This window comes from Azospirillum sp. UENF 112521, assembly GCF_058780665.1.
Map to the genome: position 1 here is coordinate 509,272 of NZ_JBSNCI010000003.1, position 18,769 is coordinate 528,040.

Sequence of the window (18,769 nt, forward strand, 5' to 3'; positions counted from 1 at the left end):
CCTCACAGGTACGGGCGCGGATCGGCGATCCGGCCCTCGATGGCGGAGGCGGCGACCACCGCAGCGTTGCAGAGGTAAATCTCCGAATCCGGGCTGCCCATGCGGCCGCGGACGTTCAGCGTGCCGGTCGACACTGCGCGCTGGCCCGCCGTCATCGTCGCGATGCGGCCGAAGCAATAGTCGCAGCTGGGGGAGGAGACGAAGGCCCCGGCTTCCACCAGTGTGGAGACCAGACCCTCGCGCGCCGCCGCCGCCATCAGCTCCTGGCTGGTCGGCACGATGTGCAGCGACACGCCGGTCTTGACCCGCCGGCCCTCCAGCACCTTGGCCGCCGCCCGCAGATCCTCCAGCCGGCCCGACGCGCAGGACCCCAGATAGCCGGCATTGATCTCCAGCCCGAGGAACTCGGTCAGGTCGCGGGTGTCCGCCGGGGTCGGCGGGACGACGACGATGGGTTCCAGATCCGACAGGTCGATGTCATGGACCGCCGAATACTGCGCGTCCGGGTCGCTCGACACCGGCTCCAGCTTTTTGCGGGCGCGGGGCAGGGCGTAGTCCAGCCGCACCGGGTCGGGGTTGACGATGGCGGTCAGGGCGCCGGTGAACATGGCGAGCCCGGTGATGGTCTGAAGCCCCTCCGTCGACATCGCCGCCACCGACGGCCCGCCCAGCTCCAGCACCTGGAAGCGGCAGGAGCTCGGCCCCAGCCGGCGCACCAGATGGTGGAAGACGTCGCGCGCCATCACGCCGGGCCGCAAGCTGCCGCGCAGGTTCACCCGCACCGTATCGGGCACGCGGATCGACACGGTGTCGCTGACGAAGGCTTCCATCACGTTGCGGCGCAGCCCGATGGCGAGCGTGCCGAAGGTGCCGAGCTGGCTGACATGGCCGTCGAAATGGACGACGAAGGCGCCCGGCGTCGCATAGCCGACCTCGGCCGCGACCTGATGGCCGATGCCGTGGCGCTCGAACAGCGGCACATTGTTCTCCGCGCACCAGGTGCGCGTGTTGATGTGCAGCTCCTCCTCCTTGGCGGTGGCGGTCGGCACCATGTGGTCGATGAAGATGCCGAAGCGTTCCGGCTCGGCCACCCGCTCGATGCCGAAATCCTCCTTCATCGTCTTGAAATAGACGTCGGTGTAGCCGGGGAAGTCGTAGGCCAGCACGAAGTCCGGCTTCGCCTTGATGTCCTGTCCGGCGCGGACGGCGGGAAGTCCCGCCGCACGTGCCAGAATCTTCTCGGTGATGGTGTAGCCCATGGCGTGGATGTCTCCGCTCCCGGTCCTCAGCGGCCGAGGCCGAGGGAACCGGGATTCATCAGCCCCTGCGGATCGACGGCGCGCTTGACGCCCTCCAGCAGCGACCAGGTTTCGGGTGTCACGATCTCGCGGAACGGATAGTCGCGGGCGACCTGCCAGCTGACGCCGCCGAGGCTGCAATAGAGCTCCTGCGTCGCTCGGCGCAGCTCCGCCACCGCATTGCGTGCCGCCGGGTTGGCCGGGCGGTCGCGCCAGGGCTTCACCACCTCGTCGCCCAGGCTGGCGGCGTGCAGCGGCGTGATCTCATCGGTCCAGTAGAAGGCCGGCTCCAGGAAGAAGTCGTTGCCGACCGTCATCGTCATCACCGAATAGATGATGCCGTGCTGCTCCATGAAGCCGCGCTTCTCCGCGAAGAAGGCGTCGTTGGCGGCGACCACCTTGTCGGCGTCGCCCAGCGGGAAGATCGCGTGGATCGGGACCCAGCGCTGGCCTTCGCGCCCCAGCATGCCGCGCACCGGTCCGAAGGGCTTGGAGCGCATGACCTTGGGCACGCTGTTCTCGATCTCCTTGCCGTGGCGGGCACCAATCTCGCGCACCGTCTGCATCGCCTCGCGCAGCTGAGTCTCGCTGTTCCCCTCAACCACCAGATGGAGGGTGAAGTTGTGCTCCTTGAGGAAGGCGGTGCCGGCGGTGGCGACGCTCAGCGCCTCCTTGGCGCCCTGGAACAGCGACTTGCCGGCCTTCGCCACGTTGCCCAGCGTCTTCAGCCCGTCCGACAGCTTGTTGACGCTGGCCGAATGCTCGACCTTGGTGCGGTCGATCCCAAAGCCTTCCGACACGCAGCGCGCCCGCGCCATCTCCACTTGTGCTGCGGCCATCGCCTGCATGGTGGCGAAGCCGAAGGACAGGAAATCGGTGTGCTTCGGCCGGCGGTGCAGCCGCAGCGTCGCCGCCACCTTGAAGCCCATGGCGCCGTTGTCGCCCAGGAACAGGCCGGTCAGGTCGGGGCCGCCGGAGCGGGTGAAGGGCTTGGTGCCGACGCGTCCGCCCGACCCGGTGGTGACGATGCGCCCGTCGGCCAGCACCACGGTGACGCCCAGCACGCTCTCCGCCACGGTGCCGTGCAGGGCGGAGCCGAAGAAGGCGCTGTTCTGCGACAGGGCGCCGCCGATGGTGGCGTTGATGCCCGACAGCGGCCCCCAATAGCCGGTGCGCAGGCCGGTTCCCTCCAGCGCCTCGTTCAGCGCCGCCCAGGTGCAGCCGGTCTCCACCGTCACATAGAGGCTGTCGGTGTCGAGATCGATGATGCGGTTCAGCCGGCGGCTGTCGATGACGACCGAATTTGGGCCTTCGGGCAGGTAGCCCTTGGTGTAGGACATGCCGCCGCCGCGCGGCACCACCGCCACGCCCGCCTCATGGGCGGCGCGGACGGTGGCGGCGACCGCGTCGCGGTCGCGCGGCAAGGCGATGGCGAGCGGCGCGATGCCCGGCTGCCAGAACACGTCGTTGGCGTAGAAAGTCCGGCTCTTCTCGTCATCCAGCAGGCCGTCGGGCCCAAGCGCCGTGCGCAGGGTGTCGATCAGCGTGGCCGGGCCGTCGAGGGCGGCGATGCTCATGGGGATGTCCCTTTCGGGTATGATCGGGCTGAATTGATCAGGCCGCGAGCGGCTCGAACCGGAAAGTCTCGGCCGTCCGGCGAACGAAGCCGGTGTGGGGAGCGCCGAAATGGGCGGGGAAGACCAGGGCGCTGCGGTCGGCGGCATGGTCCAGCAGCCGGCGGCGGGTCGCCACCGCCTGGGCCTGATCCTCGCAGAAGCGGCTGTTCCAGTCGGGCCGCGCCACCTGCATCGGCTGGTGCAGGCAGTCGCCGGTGAAGTAGGCGGCGTGCCGGTCCGACTCCAGCCGGACGAACATCTGGCCGGCGGTGTGGCCGGGAGCCAGCTCCACCGACAGCCCGTCGAGGATGCGGTCACCGTCGTCGATCAGTTCGACCTGTCCGGCTTCCCAGACCGGCAGGACGCTGTCCTCCATCACCGGGCCGTTGCCCGGCATGCCGATCAGCCCGCCCTCGGGGCTGCGCCAGTGCTTGAATTCCTCAGCACCGTAGATGTAGCGGGCGTTGGGGAAGGTCGGGACCCAGCGCCCGTCGACCAGCTGGGTGTTCCAGCCGACATGGTCGATGTGCAGGTGGGTGTTGATGACAAGGGTCACGTCCTCCGGCTGCACGCCCGCTGCTGCGAGGTTTCGCAGATAGGGCTTGTCCAGCATGTGGAAGCGCTCGAAGCCGGGCGTGTGGCGTTCCTTGTGGTTGCCGCAGCCGGTGTCGACCAGGATCACGTGGCGGTCGGTGCGGATCAGCCAGGAATGCATGCTCGACATCAGGCGCTTTGATGCCGGGTCGAGGAAGTTCGGTTCGGCCAGTTCGGGGTTCCGGGTCAGGATCGCATCGTCGTAGGCTGGAAACAGGAAGCCGGGATCGAAGCCCGGCGTCAGCATTTCCTCGATCCGCGTGACCGTGAACGCACCAAGGGCGATGGTGTGCATAGTCCTCCCCTCGTGCAGGATGCCGGCAGCCGGTCCGGGAAATCGGGGGACGGCGGCGTGCCGGAGCATGGGGCGCCCGCCATCCGCAAAGGCGGTGGGGCGCGCTTGTTCTGTTTGTTTGGCAAGGAAACCATTTGCGCTTGATCGTGTCAACAGGCAAAATTGGTGTCACTGTTTGACACGGACGGCGCATCGCGTTAGGGACGGTGGAAAGGGGTTGCGGAACCCCGTGCCGGCCATCAATGCTAGCCGGCGCTGCTACCTCGGCGGGATGATGACGGTTTCTCCGTCTTCCGCCGGCTGTGTCGGACAGCAGCGTTTCCGCCTGGACTCGAGACGCGGGACATCCATAAGGGGCTTGAACGTATGGACACCGAACAGGACGACAACCAGGGCGCGGACAACCAGGGCGCAGAGCTGGGTACGGAAAAGAGCGGTCTCAGCGTCCGCGCGGTGTCGCGGGCCCTGGCCGTGCTGCGCAGCTTCTATCAGGAAGGCCCGACGCTGACCCTGACGGAGGTCGCCAGCGCCGCAAAGCTCGACAAGGGGACGGCGCGGCGCATCCTGCTGACGCTGGTACAGGACGGCTTCGCCGCCTTCGACCCGCAGAGCCAGAAATACAGCCTGGGGCTCGAGATCCTGAAGCTGGCCGGGGCGGTGCCGGAACGCCGAGACCTGCGCCAGATCGCCTCCACAATCCTGTCGCGGCTGGCGAAGACGACCGGCAGCACCGTGTTCCTGTCGGTCTATCACGACGGATCGGCCGTCTGCCTGGACCAGTTCCACAGCGACCGCTCGGTGGAGGTGCGCTGGTGGATCGTCGGCGGGCAGCTGCCGATGAATTGCGGGGCGGCGCCGCGCGTGCTGCTGGCCTATCTGCCGGACGCAGAGGTTGACCGTGTGCTGTCGCGCGGGACCACGCGCCTTACCCCCCACACCACCACCGACCCCCGCCAGCTGGCGAAGGAGTTGGAGGAGGTGCGGCAGCGCGGATGGTCGGTGGCGGTCGACGACGTGATCGAAGGGCTGGCCGCCATTGCCATGCCGCTGTTCGAGCCGGACGGCCGGCTGATCGCCGCCGTCAGCCTGACCGGCCTGACCCCCCACATCGTCCGCAACGGCCAGCCCAATTTCCTCGACGACATGCGCGATGCCGTACGGGAGATCTCGGCAAACCTCTATTCGCTGTCGGCCCCGCCGCTGCACCGTGCCGCCCGCGCCCAGTCCGCCATCGGCGGCTGAGATGGTTCCGCCATCGGCGGCTGAGGCGGGGCGGCCGTAGTATCGCCTTATGACACCGGGTGCGGATCCACCGTGCCCGGCTTTCCAGCGAGAAAGGCGGCGTAGCAGGCGATGGTTTCGCGCACCGCCTGGGCACCCTGACCGGGATACCAGACGGTGGCGGGGGTAGGCGTGACCTCCGTTCCGGCCGGGGCGAGCGTTTTCGCCTCCGCCAGACCTTCGACCAGCATGTCGGCCGGACCGGCGCAGATCAGGGCCGGACGGGTCAGGCGCACCAGGGCCGCCCGCGTGTCGTAGCGAAACGCAGCGCGGTAGGAGCGGTCGTAATGGCTGCCGCTCGCCAGCAGGCCCATGGTCCAGTCATGCAGCACCTCCGCGGCGGGGACGCCGATGTCGCGGGCGGCTATGCGCTCCTGCCGGTACCACGGCCAGAACAGGAACATGTCGCGCCGCATGTTCCAGGCCTGGAGCAGATGCAGGCCCCAGCGGTCGGCGGCCAGCGGCGGGAAGTAATGGTCGAGGATGTCGGCGCTGAAGTCTGCCGGGATCAGCACCGGCGCTTCCAGCACGGCGCGGCCGATCCGCGCGGGATGGCGGACCGTCAGGTCGAGGGCCACCAGCGCGCCGGTATGGGTCCCCCACAGGTCGAACCCGTCCAGCCCCAATGCGTCGGCCAGCGCCAGCATGTCGTCGGCCAGCACGCCGATGTCCACCGCACGCTCCGGCTTGCCGGACTCGCCGTTGCCGAGATAGTCGGGGGCGATGACCTCCCGTTCCGCCGCCAGCCCGTGCAGCAGCGGCAGCAGCGGGGCCGACGAACCCGGCGCCGACTGGAAGGCCAGCATCGGCCGGCCGCGCCCGGCGCGGCGCAGATGGACACGTCCATGGGGCGTGTCGGCATAATCGTGCCAGACCCGCAGCGGATCGGTGAAAGGCCGGGTGGCCGGCAACGTTGCGGCGGCTTTCCGGCCGGCGGCCATCGGTGCCAGACGGTTGGCGAGCGCCGCCAGCCCATCGACATGGTTCTCCCCGGCGGCAGAGCCGGTCTCCGCGCGCATGGCGTCCAGGCACAGCGACCACAGCGCCCCATACCGGTCCGGTGCGACGGCGGCGCTGCGCAGCATCGCATCCAGCTCAGGCGGAGCGGGCAAGGGAGTGCCGCTCTTGGCCGGATGGCTGGCGTCGCGCGGTTCCAGAACATGGGCGTCGCGCAGATGCGCCCACAGCACCGCCAGATGGGTGCCATCCGCACGAGGAGTCAGCGGGGCAGGGCGCAAGTCCCGTTGGCTCCACCCCTCCGCCACGGCGGCGTCGATCAGCAGCACGCCGTCCGGCTGCCAGCCCGTTGCCGGCAGAGCGCGCGCCAGGGGGGCGGCAAGGTCGAAGGCCAGCAACGGACAGCCGGTCAGGCCGAGACGGCCGGCAGCATCGGCGATCAGGCGGGCCAATCCGGTGACGTCGTCCGCCCAGCTTGTGACCGATCCGCCGGTTCCCGGCAGGTCGAGCGCGGTGACGGTCCAGCCCGGCAGGGCCCCCGCCAGCCGGTCCGCACAGACGGAGGCCGCTTCGATCAGGCCGGGAAGAACCAACAGGTCCGGGCCCGATCCGCTGCGCCAGACGCGCATCTGGCTGTCGGCGAGGGTCACGTAATGGGGTGTCGACATCGGTTTCCTCCCGATTGGCCGGCGTCCAGCGCCTGCTCTTCGATGATGTGCGGGAAATGGGGGATTGCTGCGCAATGCGTCGGCTCCGCTCGCGCCGGGCCTTCTGTTCGCTGCACTGACGGTGTCGCTATTTGACACTCAGTTCACAGGATGACATAATTTCCGTAACACCGACAAGTGCGGTGCCGACGGGGCTGCAAAGCATCGTGCCCTCGGCACCGCCTGAATCCAGAAAATCCAATTGAATCGTCAGGGAGGAACGGCATGGCCTGGCCGGACGGGATGGGCGTTTCCAAACGGCGCGAGCTGCTTTTCGGCACGCGCCTCGTACCGTGCTACAGTGAACGTCCTACCACCATCGATGCCATGTTCCGCGCCGCTGTCCTGCGCCGGCCGGACGGCGAGGCGCTGGTGGATGGGGAGCGGCGTTACAGCTACGGGCAGTTGGACGGGCTGGTGACGCGCGCCGCCACGTCCCTGCTTGCGCAAGGCGCCAATCCAGGCGACCGCATGGCATTGGTCCTGTCCAACCGCGCGGAGTTCCTCATCGCCCTGCTGGCGGCGGCCCGCGCCGGCATCGTCGCGGTGCCGGTCAGCGCGCGGGAACAGCGGCCGGGCATCGCCGGCATCCTGAACGACTGCGGCGCCTCCATCCTGATCCATGACTCGGGCCTCGCCGACCGGATGCCCGACGCCGTGGAGGTGCCGTCGCTTGTCTCGCGCTTCTCCGCCGGCGGAGTGGTGGACGGCTGCCGGCCCTTCGAGGCTCTGCTGGAAACCGACGCCGACCTTCCGCAGTCCGCGGAGCCGCAGCGGGAGGAGGACACCACCGTCATCCTCTACACCTCCGGCACCACCGGAAAGCCGAAGGGCGCGCTGCTGGCCCATGTGAACATCATCCACTCCGCCATGCATTTCGAGGAATGCTGGGACTATCGCGAGGGCGAGCGGGCGGTGCTGGCGGTGCCGGCCTCGCACGTCACCGGGTTGGTCGCCGTCGTCATGGCGATGATCCGGGTCGCCGGCTGCACCGTGGTGATGCCGGCCTTCGACGTTGCCGGCTTCCTGGACCTGGCGAGCCGGGAGCGCATGACCACCACGGTGCTGGTGCCGGCCATGTACAATCTTTGCCTGCTGCGCGCCGATTTCAGCCGCTATGATCTGTCGTCCTGGCGGATCGGCGGCTTCGGCGGCGCCCCGATGCCCGAAGCGACGGTGGAGGCGATGGCGGAACGGCTGCCCGACCTGCATCTGCTGAACGCCTACGGTTCCACGGAATGCGCCACCATCATCAGCGTCGTCCCCATCGGCCACACCCGTGCCTGCCTGGATTCGGTCGGCATGTGCGTGCCCTGCGGCGACCTGCGCATCGTCGACGAACAGGGCCGTGAATGCCCGCCGGGGGTGAGCGGGGAGGTGTGGATCCGCGGACCCATGACCATCCGCGGCTATTGGAACCGCGAGGATGCCACCCGCGACAGCTTCGTCGACGGCTATTGGCGCTCCGGCGACATCGGCACGCTGGACGAGCGCGGCTATCTGCGGCTCCATGACCGCAAGAACGATGTCATCAACCGCGGCGGCCACAAGATCTACAGCGTGGAGGTCGAAAACCTGCTGGTCCGCCATCCGGACGTGGTGGAGGCGGCGGTGGTCGCCCATCCCGATCCGGTGCTGGGCGAGAAGATCCACGTCTTCGTCATTTCAAAGTCGGGCAGCCTGACCGAAGAGGACGTGCGCGACTTCTGCCGCGCCAGCCTCGCCGAGTATAAGGTCCCCGACTACGTCACGCTGCTGGGCGATGCGCTGCCGCGCAACGCCAACGGCAAGGTGACCAAGCGGGTGCTGCGCGATCAGGTGTCCACGACCTAAGAGCGCCTCAGCCCCACCGCCGCCTCGACGAAGGCGATCAACTGCTCGGCATAGAGGTCGGGCGTGATGCCGCGGCGGCGGTGCTTGGGGCGCTTCACGTACCAGTCCTGCAGCATCGGTTTGATCAGCGCCGCCGTCATTGTCACGTCGGGCATGGCGAACAGGCCGCGGGCGACGCCGTCGGCCAGCGCATCGGCGATCATGCTCTCCGTCAGCATCTCGCTGGTTACGGCAAGGTCTCGGCCCTCCTTGGGAAAGGATTTCGCCTCCATATAGGCGAAGACGAACCAGGGATGCATGGTCTCGGTCAGGAACAGGTGGGTGCTGAGCAGCCAGCGCAGTTGGGCAGGCGGGTCGTTCGCCAGCCCGTCGGGCGGGTGTCCCAGCACCTCCTCCACCACGCTGACGACCTGGCCCAGGATCATCATCAGCAGCGTGTCCTTGCTGTCGAAATAGGCGTAGAGCGCCCCCATGCTCAGCCCCGACTGCTCCGTCAGGTCGCGCAGGCTGGTGGAGTGGAAGCCCTTGCGGTTCGCCAGCATCAGCGTGGTTTCAACGATGCGCGCCAGATTGCCGATGGCGACCGCCGGTTTCTTCACCCGGATGGTCGCCGCATGACGCTCAAGGATGCGGGCGCACAGCGCCTCCATCGACAGATCGTGCCGTGCCTGGAAGTCCCGCAAGCTGTTCATATCGGCTGTCCTATCGTTTGCGATGCCGATCGTTCTTGCACATCGTCGGCGCCAAGGATATAAAGCGAGCGCTCGCTCGATTTTTCAAGAGTGCTGTTAGGGGCCATGCCCCGCCGCCTCGCCAAACGATCCCGACCATGGGAGGAAGCATGAGCGTCACCATCGATCTGACCGGCAGGACGGCACTGGTCACCGGAGCCTCCAGCGGCCTGGGCCGCCACTTCGCCGGTGTGCTGGCGAAGGCGGGCGCCCGCGTGGCGCTGGCCGCGCGGCGGACCGAGGCGCTGGCCGAAACGCGGTCCGCCATCGAGGCTGCCGGCGGCAGCGCCGTCGTCGTCGCCATGGACGTCACCGACCCCGCTTCCGTCACCGCCGCGGTGGGGGAGGCATGGGGCGCGCTTGGCCGCATCGACATCCTCGTCAACAATGCCGGCGTCACCGCCACCCGCCCCTTCCTCGACATGGGCGAGGAGGAGTGGGACCGGGTGATCGACACCAACCTGACGGGCTGCGCCCGCGTGGCGCGCGCGGTGGCGCAGCGCATGCGCGACGATAAGCAGGGCGGGGCCATCGTCAACATCGCCTCCATCCTCGGCATGCGGGTGGCGGGGCAGGTCTCGTCCTACATCGCCGCCAAGGGGGGGCTTGTGCATCTGACCAAGGCGATGGCGCTGGAGCTGGCACGCCACAACATCCGCGTCAATGCGCTCTGCCCCGGCTATGTCGAGACCGAGTTGAACGCCGATTTCTTCGCCAGCGATGCCGGCAAGGCGCTGGTCAAGCGCATCCCGCAGCGCCGGCTCGGCCGGCTGTCCGATCTCGACGGGCCGCTGCTTCTGCTGGCGTCGGATGCCGGCGCCTACATGACCGGATCGGTGCTGGCCGTCGATGGCGGCCATCTCGTCTCTTCTCTCTGAACGAACGGAGCGGTTCCATGGACTTCACCCTTCCCGCGGAGCTGGAAGACTATCGCCGCCGGGTCCGCGCCTTCGTCGAGGAGGACATCCTCCCGGTCGAGGCCGACCGCGCCAATTGGGACGAGCACGAGAACATCGCCGAAGCGCCGCTTGAGGCGCTGCGCGCCAAGGTGAAGGCGGCCGGGCTGTGGACCCTGCAACTGCCGAAGGAGGTCGGTGGCCATGGCCTGCCGATGGTCGGCGTCGCCGCCTGCTACGAGGAGATGAACCGCTCCATCTTCGGTCCGGTCTGCTTCAACGCCGCCGCCCCCGACGACGGCAACATGCGGCTGCTGAGCATGGTCGGCACCCCGGCGCAGAAGGAGCGCTGGCTCGCCCCCCTCGTCGAGGGGCGGGTGCGCAGCGCCTTCGCCATGACCGAACCGCATCCGGGCGGCGGCTCCGACCCGTCGATGATGAAGACCAGAGCGGAGCGCAAGGGCGACCGCTGGGTGGTGACGGGGCGCAAATGGTTCATCACCGGGGCCGACGCGGCGCAGCACTTCATCTTGATGGCGCGCACCTCGGACGATCCGCGCAAGGGGCTGACCGCCTTCCTGTTCGACAAGGACCAGCCCGGCTGGCGCATCGAGCGCCGCATCCCGATCATGGGGCCGGAGGAGCATGGCGGCCATTGCGAGCTGATCTTCGACGGGCTGGAAATCCCGGACGAGAATGTGGTGATGAAGGTCGGCGACGGGCTGAAGGTGACGCAGATCCGGCTCGGCCCGGCGCGGCTGACCCACTGCATGCGCTGGACCGGCCTCGCCAAGCGCTGCCTGGAGATCGCCGGCGCCTATGTGAAGGAGCGTGAAAGCTTCGGGATTCCGCTGGCCGAGCATGAAGGCGTGCAGTGGATGCTGGGCGAAACGGCGATGCAGATCGAGATCGGCCGGCTGCTGACCATGAAGGCGGCGCATGCGCTGGACAGCGGCAGCTTCGCCCGCAAGGAGGTATCGATGGCCAAGGTCCAGGTTGCCGACACGCTGTTCAAGGCGGCCGACACGGCGATCCAGCTCTGCGGTGCGCGCGGCTATTCCAAGGACACGGTGCTGGAATGGATCTACCGCTACGCCCGGCAGGCCAAGCTGGTCGATGGCGCGTCGGAGGTCCATAAGATGGTGCTGAGCCGCAGCTACCTCGCCGAGGGCGACGATTTCTGGGGCTGGCGGTGAGCGGCGGCGGGAAGGCCGCTCTCGATCCGGATCGGAAGGCCGCTCTCGAAAGCTGGCTGACCGGACAGGCCGGGGCGCGGTCGGTCACCGTGATCGACGAGGGACGGCTCAGCGGCGGCGCCATCTCGCTCAACCTCGCGGTGACGCTGGAGATCGACGGCGGGCCACTGTCCGGCAGTCACCCTTGTGTGCTGCGCACCGGATCGGCGTCCGGCGTGTCGGCCAGCCTGGGCAAGGCGGAGGAGGCCGCCGTCCTGCGCGCCGTCTTCGCCGCTGGCGCCACGGTGCCGGAGCCGCTGTTCATTGGCGCCGATCCCGCCATGCTGGGGGCGCCCTTCTACATCATGCGGCGGGCGACGGGTGTCGCCGCCGGCTTCCGCATCGTCAAGAGCGAGGAGCCGCGGCGCGAGCTGGCCCGTGAACTGGGCCGGCAGCTCGGCCTGATCCACCGGGTGCGGCCCGGTGTGGCAGGGCTGGAATTCCTGGCGCGGCCGGAACCGACGGCGGCCTTGCAGGCGGTGGGAGATTTCCGCCGCTGGGCCGGGCGCTACGCCGCCAGCGATCCGGTGCTGGCCTATGGCCTGCGCTGGCTGGAGCGGAATGCACCGCCGCCCGGCGACCTCGTGCTGTGCCATCGCGACTACCGGACCGGCAATTACATGGTCGATGGCGATAGGCTGACGGCGATCATCGATTGGGAGTTTGCCGGTTGGTCGGATCCGATGGAGGATCTGGGCTGGTTCTGCGCCGCCTGCTGGCGGTTCGGCCGCAACGACCGCGAGGCCGGCGGCATCGCCGACCGCGCCGACCTCTATGCCGGCTATGAGGAAACCGCCGGACGACGGGTGGACCCGGCCGCCGTCGCCTATTGGGAGGCCGCAGCCTGCATGCGCTGGGCGGTCATCGCCATCCAGCAGGCCGACCGCCACATCTCCGGCACCGAGCCGTCGCTGGAACTGGCGCTGACCGGCCGGATGCTGCCGGAGATCGAAATGGATTTGCTGCGCCACCTCGATGCCGTCGAGGCCGCGCCATGATCGGAGATGGGGCATGATCAATGACGATCCCGGCGCCCGCGATCTGGTCGCCATCGCACTGCGCAGCTTCCGCGAGGCGATCCTGCCGGTGGTGCCGGCCGACCAGCGCTTCACCGCACTGATGATCGCCAACGCGCTGGGGACGGCCGAGCGGGAATTGGCCGCCGGCACCGGTGCCGAGCCTGCCTTGGCCGCCGCCGTCGGCGACCTGCTGGGCGAAACCGGCGACCTGCCGGTCCTGCTGCCGCGGCTCTGCGCCGCCATCGATTCCGGGCGCTTCGACGCACCGGACCGGCAGTCGGCCTTGCGGGCCGTCCTGAAGGACATCACGCTGGCAAGGCTGGCGGTGAGCAATCCCAAGCGGCTGTCCGTGGAACAGCGGGAACCCGGCCGATGAGTCTGTTTCCGCCCCTGGAAGGAACGGTCGCCCGCCGCCGCCTCTACCTGCTGCGCCATGGTCACGTCGCCTATTACGATGCCGACGGCAAACCGTTGAATCCGAAGCTTGCTGCGCTGACCGACCGTGGGCGGGAGGAGGCGCGGACGGCGGGTGCCCTGCTGGCCGCTGTGCCGCTGGACCGCGTGCTGTGTTCCGGCCTCGCCCGCACGCGGCAGACGGCGGAACTGGTGGCCGCTCCGCATGGGCTGCCGGTGGAGGACGACTCCGACTTTCTGGAGATCCGCGCCGGCCGGCTGTCGGAGGTGCCGAAGGAGCGACGCGAGGCTGCCTATGTCTATGGCTTCGACGCGGCGGCGGAGGATGGGCGCTTCGCCGGCGGCGACGGCTTCGCCGCCGTGCGCGACCGGGTGGTGTCCGCCGTCGAGGCACTGGTGCGGCAACCGGACTGGACCCATCTGGCGCTGGTCGCCCATGACGGGGTGAACCGCATGCTGCTGTCCTGGGCCTGCGGCGCCGGCCTGTCCTCCCTGTCGGCCTTCGAACAGGATTACGGCTGCATCAACATCATCGACATCGATGTGACGGCCGACCGGGTGGTCCGACGCCTGATCCGCGCGGTCAACCTGACGCCCGGCAATCCCGCGAAGATCGGCCTGCACCGCAGCAGCCTGGAGGAGGCCTTCGGTCCGTTGCTGGCTCTGGATTGATGGCCCAAACCCTTATTTATCTGGTTTCATACCGTCGATCTGACGCCGCCAGACCGGGTCCGATAGCCGCTCGATCAGGAAATCGGCCAGCACGCCGACCTTGGCCGGCCGTGCGCGGGCCGACGGCGTGACGAAGTAGAGGCCCCCCTTCGGCAGCGACCAGTCGGTCAGGATGGCGGTCAATTTTCCGTCGACCAAATGCTCCGCCGCCATGAATTCCGGCAGTTCGGCGATGGCCAGTCCTTCCAGCAGCATCGGCACCAGCGCGTCGGAGTTGGTGACACGCAGCAGGCCGGACGGGGTGATGCTCTCCTCCTCGCCGGCGCTGTTGGTGAAGTGCCAGATGTCCTGCCGCCGGCGATAGGCATAGCCCAGGCAATGGCGGCCATCCAGCTCCCGGGGATGCCGTGGTTCGCCATGGCGGGCGAGGTAGCTGGGGGCGGCGAGCACCAACTGCGACACCCCGCACAGCCGCCGTGCCACCAGCGAGCTGTCCGGCAGCACCGCGACGCGCAGGGCCGCATCGAAGCCGTCCCCGACCAGATCGACGACCGCGTCGCTCAGGTGCAGGTCGATGGAAATCTCCGGATAGAGGCGGAAGAAGTCCGGCAGCAGCGGCGCCACCCAGCGCAGCCCGAAGGACATCGGCACCGCGAAGCGGATCAGGCCGCGCGGACGGCTGGACATTTCGCGTACTGCGTTCTCCGCCGCTTCCGCCTCGTCATAGAGGCGCGTCGCCCGCTCCGCCAGGGAATGGCCGAAATCGGTCAGGGCCAGCCGGCGGGAGGTGCGGTTGAACAACCGCGCGCCCAGCCGCTCCTCCAGCCGGCTGACCGCGCGCGACACGGTGGCGACCGAAACCCCCATGGCGCGGGCCGCACCGGCGAAGGAGCGCTCCTCCACCACCTTGGCGAACATCGCCAGCCCTTCGAAATCCGGCAGCTTCGACATCGCCAATCCTGCAACAATGGTTTTCAGTCATTTCTATTTCGGTAAGATCGTGCCGTCGATAGCTTTGTCTCCAGCGAACAACCCAATTCCAAGGAGACTTCAGATGTCACGCAAGCTTGACGGCAAGATCGCCCTCGTCACCGGCGCCAACAGCGGCATCGGCCTTGCGGCGGCCAAGCGCTTCGCCGCCGAAGGCGCCACCGTCTACCTCACCGGCCGCCGCCAGACGGAACTGGAGGCCGCGGTCGCTGCGATCGTTGCGGCCGGCAGCAAGGCGACCGGGGTGCAGGCGGACTCCTCCAACCTCGCCGATCTCGACCGGCTCTATGCCCAAATCCAGAGCGAGGCCGGCCGGCTCGACGTGCTCTATGCCAATGCCGGCGGCGGCGGGATGCTGCCGCTGGGCGACATCACCGAGGAGCAGTATGAGGACACCTTCAACCGCAATGTGAAGGGCGTGCTGTTCACCGTGCAGAAGGCGCTGCCGCTGCTCGGCAAGGGCTCGTCGGTGATCCTCGCCGGCTCGACCGCCGGCAGCATGGGCACGGCGGCCTTCAGCGTCTACAGCGCCAGCAAGGCGGCGGTGCGCAATTTCGCCCGCAGCTGGATCCTGGACCTGAAAGATCGCGGCATCCGCATCAACACGCTCAGCCCCGGCCCGGTCCGCACGCCGGGTCTGGTCGAACTGGCCGGTCCGGACGCGGTGCAGCAGCAGGGGCTGGTCGATTATCTGGCCGCCCAGGTGCCGCTTGGCCGTGTCGGCGACCCGGACGAGATCGCCAAGGTCGCCGTCTTCCTGGCCTCCGACGACAGCAGCTTCGTCAACGGCATCGAACTGTTCGCCGACGGCGGCATGGCGCAGGTGTGATCGCCCAGATGTGATCGTGCTCTGAGAACTTGTCGCGTCCGCTCCGTTGCCGGCCACCATGCGCCGGCTGCGGAGCGGGCCAGCCGGTCGAATCCCTTCTCCTGGCATGGGTAAGGTGTCATCCTTGGGATCAGGATCTCCCTAGGGAGGCAGTTCGCATGCCACCGCTGGCAGACACAGACCCAGGCGTCTCCGCACCGCAGGGCAAACCGCTCGAAGTTCTCTGGCACGCGCTGGACCTCGCCGAGGTCGCGACACGGCTCGACAGTCCGGCAGACGGGCTCGACAGCGCAGAGGCGGCGGCACGGCTGGCGCGTTTCGGCCCCAACCGCCTGACCCCGCCGACGCGGCGGCCGGCCTGGATGCGGTTCGTCGCGCAGTTCCACAACCTGCTGATCTATGTGTTGCTGGCATCGGGAACGGTGGCGCTGCTGCTGCGGCACTGGACGGATGCCGGGGTGATATTCGGCGTCGTGCTGGTCAATGCGCTGATCGGCTACATCCAGGAGGACAAGGCCGAACAGGCGCTGGAAGCCATCCGCACCCTGCTGTCGCCCCAGGCGGTGGTGCTGCGCGATGGCCATGCTGTGACGCTGGCGGCGGAAACGCTGGTGCCGGGGGACCGCGTGTTCCTGGTGTCCGGCGACCGGGTGCCTGCCGACCTGCGGCTCGACCGTGCCAAGGGCCTGCTGGTGCAGGAGGCGGCGCTGACTGGCGAATCCGTGCCTTCATCCAAATCTGCCGCCGCGGTCGCCGCCGATGCGGCCCTGGGCGACCGCGGCGGCATGGCCTATGCCGGCACGATGGTGGTGCAGGGGCAGGGCACCGGCATCGTGGTGGCGACCGGCGACGCGACGGAGGTCGGGCGCATCGGCCATCTTCTGGCCTCGGTCACGACGGTGGCGACGCCGCTGCTGGTGTCGATGGCGCGGTTCGGCCGCTGGCTGACCGGCGGCATCCTGCTGCTGGCGCTGGTCACCGTCCTGTTCGGCATGCTGGTGTATGGCGAGCCGTGGCAGGACATGGTGCTGACCGCGGTCGGGCTGGCGGTGGCGGCAATCCCGGAAGGTCTGCCGGCGGTGATGACCATCACCATGGCGGTGGGCGTGACCCGCATGGCCCGGCGCAATGCCATCATCCGCCATTTGCCGGCGGTCGAGATGCTGGGGAGCGTCCGCACCATCTGCACCGACAAGACCGGCACGCTGACCCGCAACGAACTGCTGGTGACCAGCATCGTCACTGCCGACGCCAGCTACCGCGCCGGCGGCAGCGGCTATGCGCCGGAAGGTGAGATCGGCCGCAGCCTGGATGGAGACTGGCGGCTGGTCGATCCGGCCGGCGAGCCGCTGCTGCTGGATCTGGCGCGTGCCGCCTTGCTTTGCAACGACGCTGCCCTTTACCGCGACCCCGGCGGCGCGTGGCAGTTGGCCGGCGATCCGACCGACGGCGCGCTGCTGGCGCTGGCGATGAAGGCGGGGCTGGACCCGGCCGGCGAGGCGACGCGCTTCCCGCGCCGCGACGCCTTGCCCTTCGAATCCGAACGCCAGTACATGGCGACCCTGCATCACGACCATGCCGGCCATGGCATCCTGGTGGTGAAGGGGGCGCCGGAGCGGGTGCTGGCGCTGTGCGAGCGGGAGCGGCGCGGCGCCGGCACGGCGCCATTGGACCGGCCGCGCTGGACCGCCGCGACCGCCGAACTGGCCGGGCAAGGCCGGCGTGTCCTGGCTCTGGCGATGCGCCGCACATCGGTGGAGCTGTCGGAACTGATCGCCGAGGATTTAGGAGAGGAGGGGCTGGAGCTGCTCGGACTCTGCGGGCTGATCGATCCGCCGAGGGAAGAGGCGCTGGTCGCGGTTGCGGCCTGCCGGCAGGCCGGCATCACGGTGAAGATGATCACCGGCGACCATGCCGCGACCGCCGCCGCCATCGGCCGACGCTTCGGCCTGCCGGACGGCGTCATCGGCGGGCCGGAGCTGGACCGGCTGGACGAGGCCGGCTTCGCCGCGGCGGCTGAGGCCAACAGCGTCTTCGCCCGCACCACCCCGGAACACAAGCTGCGCCTGATCGCAGCACTCCAGGCGGCGGGCGACACGGTCGCCATGACCGGCGACGGCGTCAACGACGCCCCGGCGCTGAAGCGCGCCGACATCGGCGTCGCCATGGGCCGCAACGGCACCGAGGCTGCGAAGGAGGTGGCGGCGATGGTGCTGGCCGACGACAATTTCGCCTCCATCGTCCATGCGGTGGAGGAGGGGCGCACCGTCTACGACAACCTGCGCAAGACCATCCTGTTCATGCTGCCGACCAACGGAGCGCAGGCGGTGGTGATCCTGCTGGCGGTGCTGTCGGGCAGCATCCTGCCGATCACGCCGGTGCAGATCCTGTGGGTCAACCTGGTGACCGCGGTGACGCTGGGACTGGCGCTGGCCTTCGAGGCGCCGGAACCGGGCGTGATGGCCCGCCCGCCGCGCCCGCGCGACGAGCCGATCCTGACCGGCCGGCTGGTGCGGCGGATGCTGGTGGTGCTGGCCCTGCTTGTGGCCTCCAGCTTCGGCTTCTTTCACTTCCACCGCTTGCAGGGCGACGGCATCGAGGAGGCGCGGACCATCGCCGTCAACGCCCTGGTGGTGGGCGAGATCTTCTTTCTGCTCAGCGCCCGCGACCTGCATGGCCGGGCCGGGCTGCCGTCCGCGCTGGCCGGCAGCCGGCCGGTCTGGCTGTCCATCGCGGTGATGACCCTGCTTCAGCTGGCCTTCACCTACGCGCCAACCTTGCAGGCCCTGTTCGGCACGGCTCCGGTCGGCGCCACCGCCTGGGCGGCGATGGTCGCCGTCGGTGCTGCGCTGTTCATGCTGATGGAGCTGGAAAAACGGCTGACCGCCGCTCCTATTCGTCCTTAGCCTCGAAGCGATAGCGGAAGTCGCAATGGTCGGCCCCCTGCATGATGGTCTGCGTGCGCTCCATCTTGATGCGCGGGTCGTATCCGGTGCAGAAGGCGGCGTCGCGGTTGCAGGACAGCAGGTGCCCGATCGACCCCAGCCCCATCTCCCGGTACATCTCGGCGTAACGGCAGCGGGTGACGTTGTAGTCGAAATGGGTGTCGTCCTGCCGCTTCACGTCCAGCCGCAGCGCGTCGTCCTTGGTCCACAATGGCTGGAGATCGGCAAAGCTCTTCAGGCTGGTGCCCTCCGGCTCGGTCGCGGCGAAGGATTTGGCGGCGGCTAGGGCCGCCTTGGTGATCGCCGCGCCGAGGATCTCCTGCGCGGTGGCTTCGCCCAGCCGGGCGGCCATCTCCTCATAGACCGGCTTCAGGATTTCCGCCTCGATGCGGCGGCGTTCGAGGATGCCCATGGTCTGGGTCATGACTGGCTTCCTTCCATCAGGTGGCGTCAATCG

At 68.8% G+C, this 18,769-nt stretch carries 16 protein-coding genes; 9 read left to right on the plus strand and 7 right to left on the minus strand.

Annotated elements, in window-relative coordinates; translation table 11 throughout:
- Window positions 1–2 precede the first annotated feature (2 nt).
- From ACWPN8_RS18040 to ACWPN8_RS18050, 3 genes are read right to left on the minus strand one after another with little or no spacing between them, the layout of a single operon-like run.
- The gene (locus tag ACWPN8_RS18040) at window positions 3–1,259 is read right to left on the minus strand and encodes a 3-isopropylmalate dehydratase large subunit (protein WP_492241697.1); all 1,257 of its coding nucleotides are present in this window, start codon (window positions 1,257–1,259) and stop codon (window positions 3–5) included.
- A gap of 26 nt (window positions 1,260–1,285) precedes the next feature.
- Window positions 1,286–2,875 carry an FAD-binding oxidoreductase gene (locus ACWPN8_RS18045; RefSeq protein WP_492241698.1) on the minus strand — a complete coding sequence of 530 codons (1,590 nt, stop codon included), beginning with the start codon at window positions 2,873–2,875 and terminating at the stop codon, window positions 1,286–1,288.
- Window positions 2,876–2,912: 37 nt separating this feature from the next.
- Window positions 2,913–3,803 carry an MBL fold metallo-hydrolase gene (locus ACWPN8_RS18050; RefSeq protein WP_492241699.1) on the minus strand — a complete coding sequence of 297 codons (891 nt, stop codon included), beginning with the start codon at window positions 3,801–3,803 and terminating at the stop codon, window positions 2,913–2,915.
- Between the two features lie 366 nt (window positions 3,804–4,169).
- Between ACWPN8_RS18050 and ACWPN8_RS18055 the strand changes: the two genes are divergently transcribed.
- Window positions 4,170–5,045, plus strand: coding sequence for an IclR family transcriptional regulator (locus ACWPN8_RS18055; protein ID WP_109448179.1), 876 nt, complete (start codon window positions 4,170–4,172; stop codon window positions 5,043–5,045).
- Between the two features lie 47 nt (window positions 5,046–5,092).
- On the opposite strand, the gene ACWPN8_RS18060 is transcribed toward ACWPN8_RS18055, so the two are convergent.
- On the minus strand, window positions 5,093–6,709 hold the full coding sequence (locus tag ACWPN8_RS18060) for an alpha/beta fold hydrolase (protein WP_492241700.1): 1,617 nt from the start codon (window positions 6,707–6,709) through the stop codon (window positions 5,093–5,095).
- Between the two features lie 264 nt (window positions 6,710–6,973).
- Between ACWPN8_RS18060 and ACWPN8_RS18065 the strand changes: the two genes are divergently transcribed.
- Window positions 6,974–8,581, plus strand: coding sequence for a class I adenylate-forming enzyme family protein (locus ACWPN8_RS18065; RefSeq protein ID WP_492241701.1), 1,608 nt, complete (start codon window positions 6,974–6,976; stop codon window positions 8,579–8,581).
- On the opposite strand, the gene ACWPN8_RS18070 is transcribed toward ACWPN8_RS18065, so the two are convergent.
- Window positions 8,578–9,273 carry a TetR/AcrR family transcriptional regulator gene (locus ACWPN8_RS18070; protein ID WP_492241702.1) on the minus strand — a complete coding sequence of 232 codons (696 nt, stop codon included), beginning with the start codon at window positions 9,271–9,273 and terminating at the stop codon, window positions 8,578–8,580. The two genes, ACWPN8_RS18065 and ACWPN8_RS18070, sit on opposite strands and share 4 nt — an antisense overlap.
- Window positions 9,274–9,422: 149 nt before the next feature.
- Here ACWPN8_RS18070 and ACWPN8_RS18075 point away from each other — a divergent pair, with 149 nt between their 5' ends.
- From ACWPN8_RS18075 to ACWPN8_RS18095, 5 genes are read left to right on the plus strand one after another with little or no spacing between them, the layout of a single operon-like run.
- Window positions 9,423–10,190, plus strand: a complete 768-nt coding sequence (locus ACWPN8_RS18075; RefSeq protein ID WP_109448171.1) for an SDR family NAD(P)-dependent oxidoreductase — start codon at window positions 9,423–9,425, stop codon at window positions 10,188–10,190.
- A gap of 17 nt (window positions 10,191–10,207) precedes the next feature.
- Window positions 10,208–11,404: an acyl-CoA dehydrogenase family protein gene (locus ACWPN8_RS18080; RefSeq protein ID WP_109448170.1), complete on the plus strand. Its 1,197-nt coding sequence runs from the start codon at window positions 10,208–10,210 to the stop codon at window positions 11,402–11,404.
- Complete coding sequence (locus ACWPN8_RS18085; protein ID WP_109448168.1) at window positions 11,401–12,441, plus strand: phosphotransferase family protein; 1,041 nt, start codon at window positions 11,401–11,403, stop codon at window positions 12,439–12,441. Before ACWPN8_RS18080 ends, ACWPN8_RS18085 begins: the two co-directional genes overlap by 4 nt.
- Before the next feature lie 13 nt (window positions 12,442–12,454).
- Window positions 12,455–12,838 carry a DUF6285 domain-containing protein gene (locus ACWPN8_RS18090; protein ID WP_109448166.1) on the plus strand — a complete coding sequence of 128 codons (384 nt, stop codon included), beginning with the start codon at window positions 12,455–12,457 and terminating at the stop codon, window positions 12,836–12,838.
- Complete coding sequence (locus ACWPN8_RS18095) at window positions 12,835–13,548, plus strand: histidine phosphatase family protein (protein ID WP_109448164.1); 714 nt, start codon at window positions 12,835–12,837, stop codon at window positions 13,546–13,548. The genes ACWPN8_RS18090 and ACWPN8_RS18095 overlap by 4 nt, the downstream gene beginning before the upstream one ends.
- A 12-nt stretch (window positions 13,549–13,560) precedes the next feature.
- Here the strand turns inward: ACWPN8_RS18095 and ACWPN8_RS18100 are convergent, their stop codons facing one another.
- Window positions 13,561–14,499, minus strand: a complete 939-nt coding sequence (locus ACWPN8_RS18100) for a LysR family transcriptional regulator (RefSeq protein WP_109448162.1) — start codon at window positions 14,497–14,499, stop codon at window positions 13,561–13,563.
- 103 nt (window positions 14,500–14,602) lie between these two features.
- On the opposite strand from ACWPN8_RS18100, the gene ACWPN8_RS18105 reads away from it, so the two are divergent.
- Complete coding sequence (locus ACWPN8_RS18105; protein WP_492241703.1) at window positions 14,603–15,367, plus strand: SDR family NAD(P)-dependent oxidoreductase; 765 nt, start codon at window positions 14,603–14,605, stop codon at window positions 15,365–15,367.
- A 158-nt stretch (window positions 15,368–15,525) separates the two neighbouring features.
- Window positions 15,526–18,273 carry an HAD-IC family P-type ATPase gene (locus ACWPN8_RS18110; RefSeq protein WP_492241704.1) on the plus strand — a complete coding sequence of 916 codons (2,748 nt, stop codon included), beginning with the start codon at window positions 15,526–15,528 and terminating at the stop codon, window positions 18,271–18,273.
- Here the strand turns inward: ACWPN8_RS18110 and ACWPN8_RS18115 are convergent.
- A complete protein-coding gene (locus ACWPN8_RS18115; protein WP_109050967.1) occupies window positions 18,260–18,736 on the minus strand; it encodes an L-2-amino-thiazoline-4-carboxylic acid hydrolase in 477 nt (158 codons plus the stop codon). The two genes, ACWPN8_RS18110 and ACWPN8_RS18115, sit on opposite strands and share 14 nt — an antisense overlap.
- Window positions 18,737–18,769: the final 33 nt, after the last annotated feature.

Coding starts and splice junctions, on each gene's coding strand:
- ACWPN8_RS18115 (WP_109050967.1), bottom strand. CDS start 18,736: ATGACCCAGACCATGGGCATCCTCGAACGCCGCCGCATCGAGGCGGAA.
- ACWPN8_RS18065 (WP_492241701.1), top strand. CDS start 6,974: ATGGCCTGGCCGGACGGGATGGGCGTTTCCAAACGGCGCGAGCTGCTT.
- ACWPN8_RS18090 (WP_109448166.1), top strand. CDS start 12,455: ATGATCAATGACGATCCCGGCGCCCGCGATCTGGTCGCCATCGCACTG.
- ACWPN8_RS18080 (WP_109448170.1), top strand. CDS start 10,208: ATGGACTTCACCCTTCCCGCGGAGCTGGAAGACTATCGCCGCCGGGTC.
- ACWPN8_RS18110 (WP_492241704.1), top strand. CDS start 15,526: ATGCCACCGCTGGCAGACACAGACCCAGGCGTCTCCGCACCGCAGGGC.
- ACWPN8_RS18055 (WP_109448179.1), top strand. CDS start 4,170: ATGGACACCGAACAGGACGACAACCAGGGCGCGGACAACCAGGGCGCA.
- ACWPN8_RS18050 (WP_492241699.1), bottom strand. CDS start 3,803: ATGCACACCATCGCCCTTGGTGCGTTCACGGTCACGCGGATCGAGGAA.
- ACWPN8_RS18070 (WP_492241702.1), bottom strand. CDS start 9,273: ATGAACAGCTTGCGGGACTTCCAGGCACGGCACGATCTGTCGATGGAG.
- ACWPN8_RS18060 (WP_492241700.1), bottom strand. CDS start 6,709: ATGTCGACACCCCATTACGTGACCCTCGCCGACAGCCAGATGCGCGTC.
- ACWPN8_RS18045 (WP_492241698.1), bottom strand. CDS start 2,875: ATGAGCATCGCCGCCCTCGACGGCCCGGCCACGCTGATCGACACCCTG.
- ACWPN8_RS18105 (WP_492241703.1), top strand. CDS start 14,603: ATGTCACGCAAGCTTGACGGCAAGATCGCCCTCGTCACCGGCGCCAAC.
- ACWPN8_RS18100 (WP_109448162.1), bottom strand. CDS start 14,499: ATGTCGAAGCTGCCGGATTTCGAAGGGCTGGCGATGTTCGCCAAGGTG.
- ACWPN8_RS18040 (WP_492241697.1), bottom strand. CDS start 1,259: ATGGGCTACACCATCACCGAGAAGATTCTGGCACGTGCGGCGGGACTT.
- ACWPN8_RS18075 (WP_109448171.1), top strand. CDS start 9,423: ATGAGCGTCACCATCGATCTGACCGGCAGGACGGCACTGGTCACCGGA.
- ACWPN8_RS18095 (WP_109448164.1), top strand. CDS start 12,835: ATGAGTCTGTTTCCGCCCCTGGAAGGAACGGTCGCCCGCCGCCGCCTC.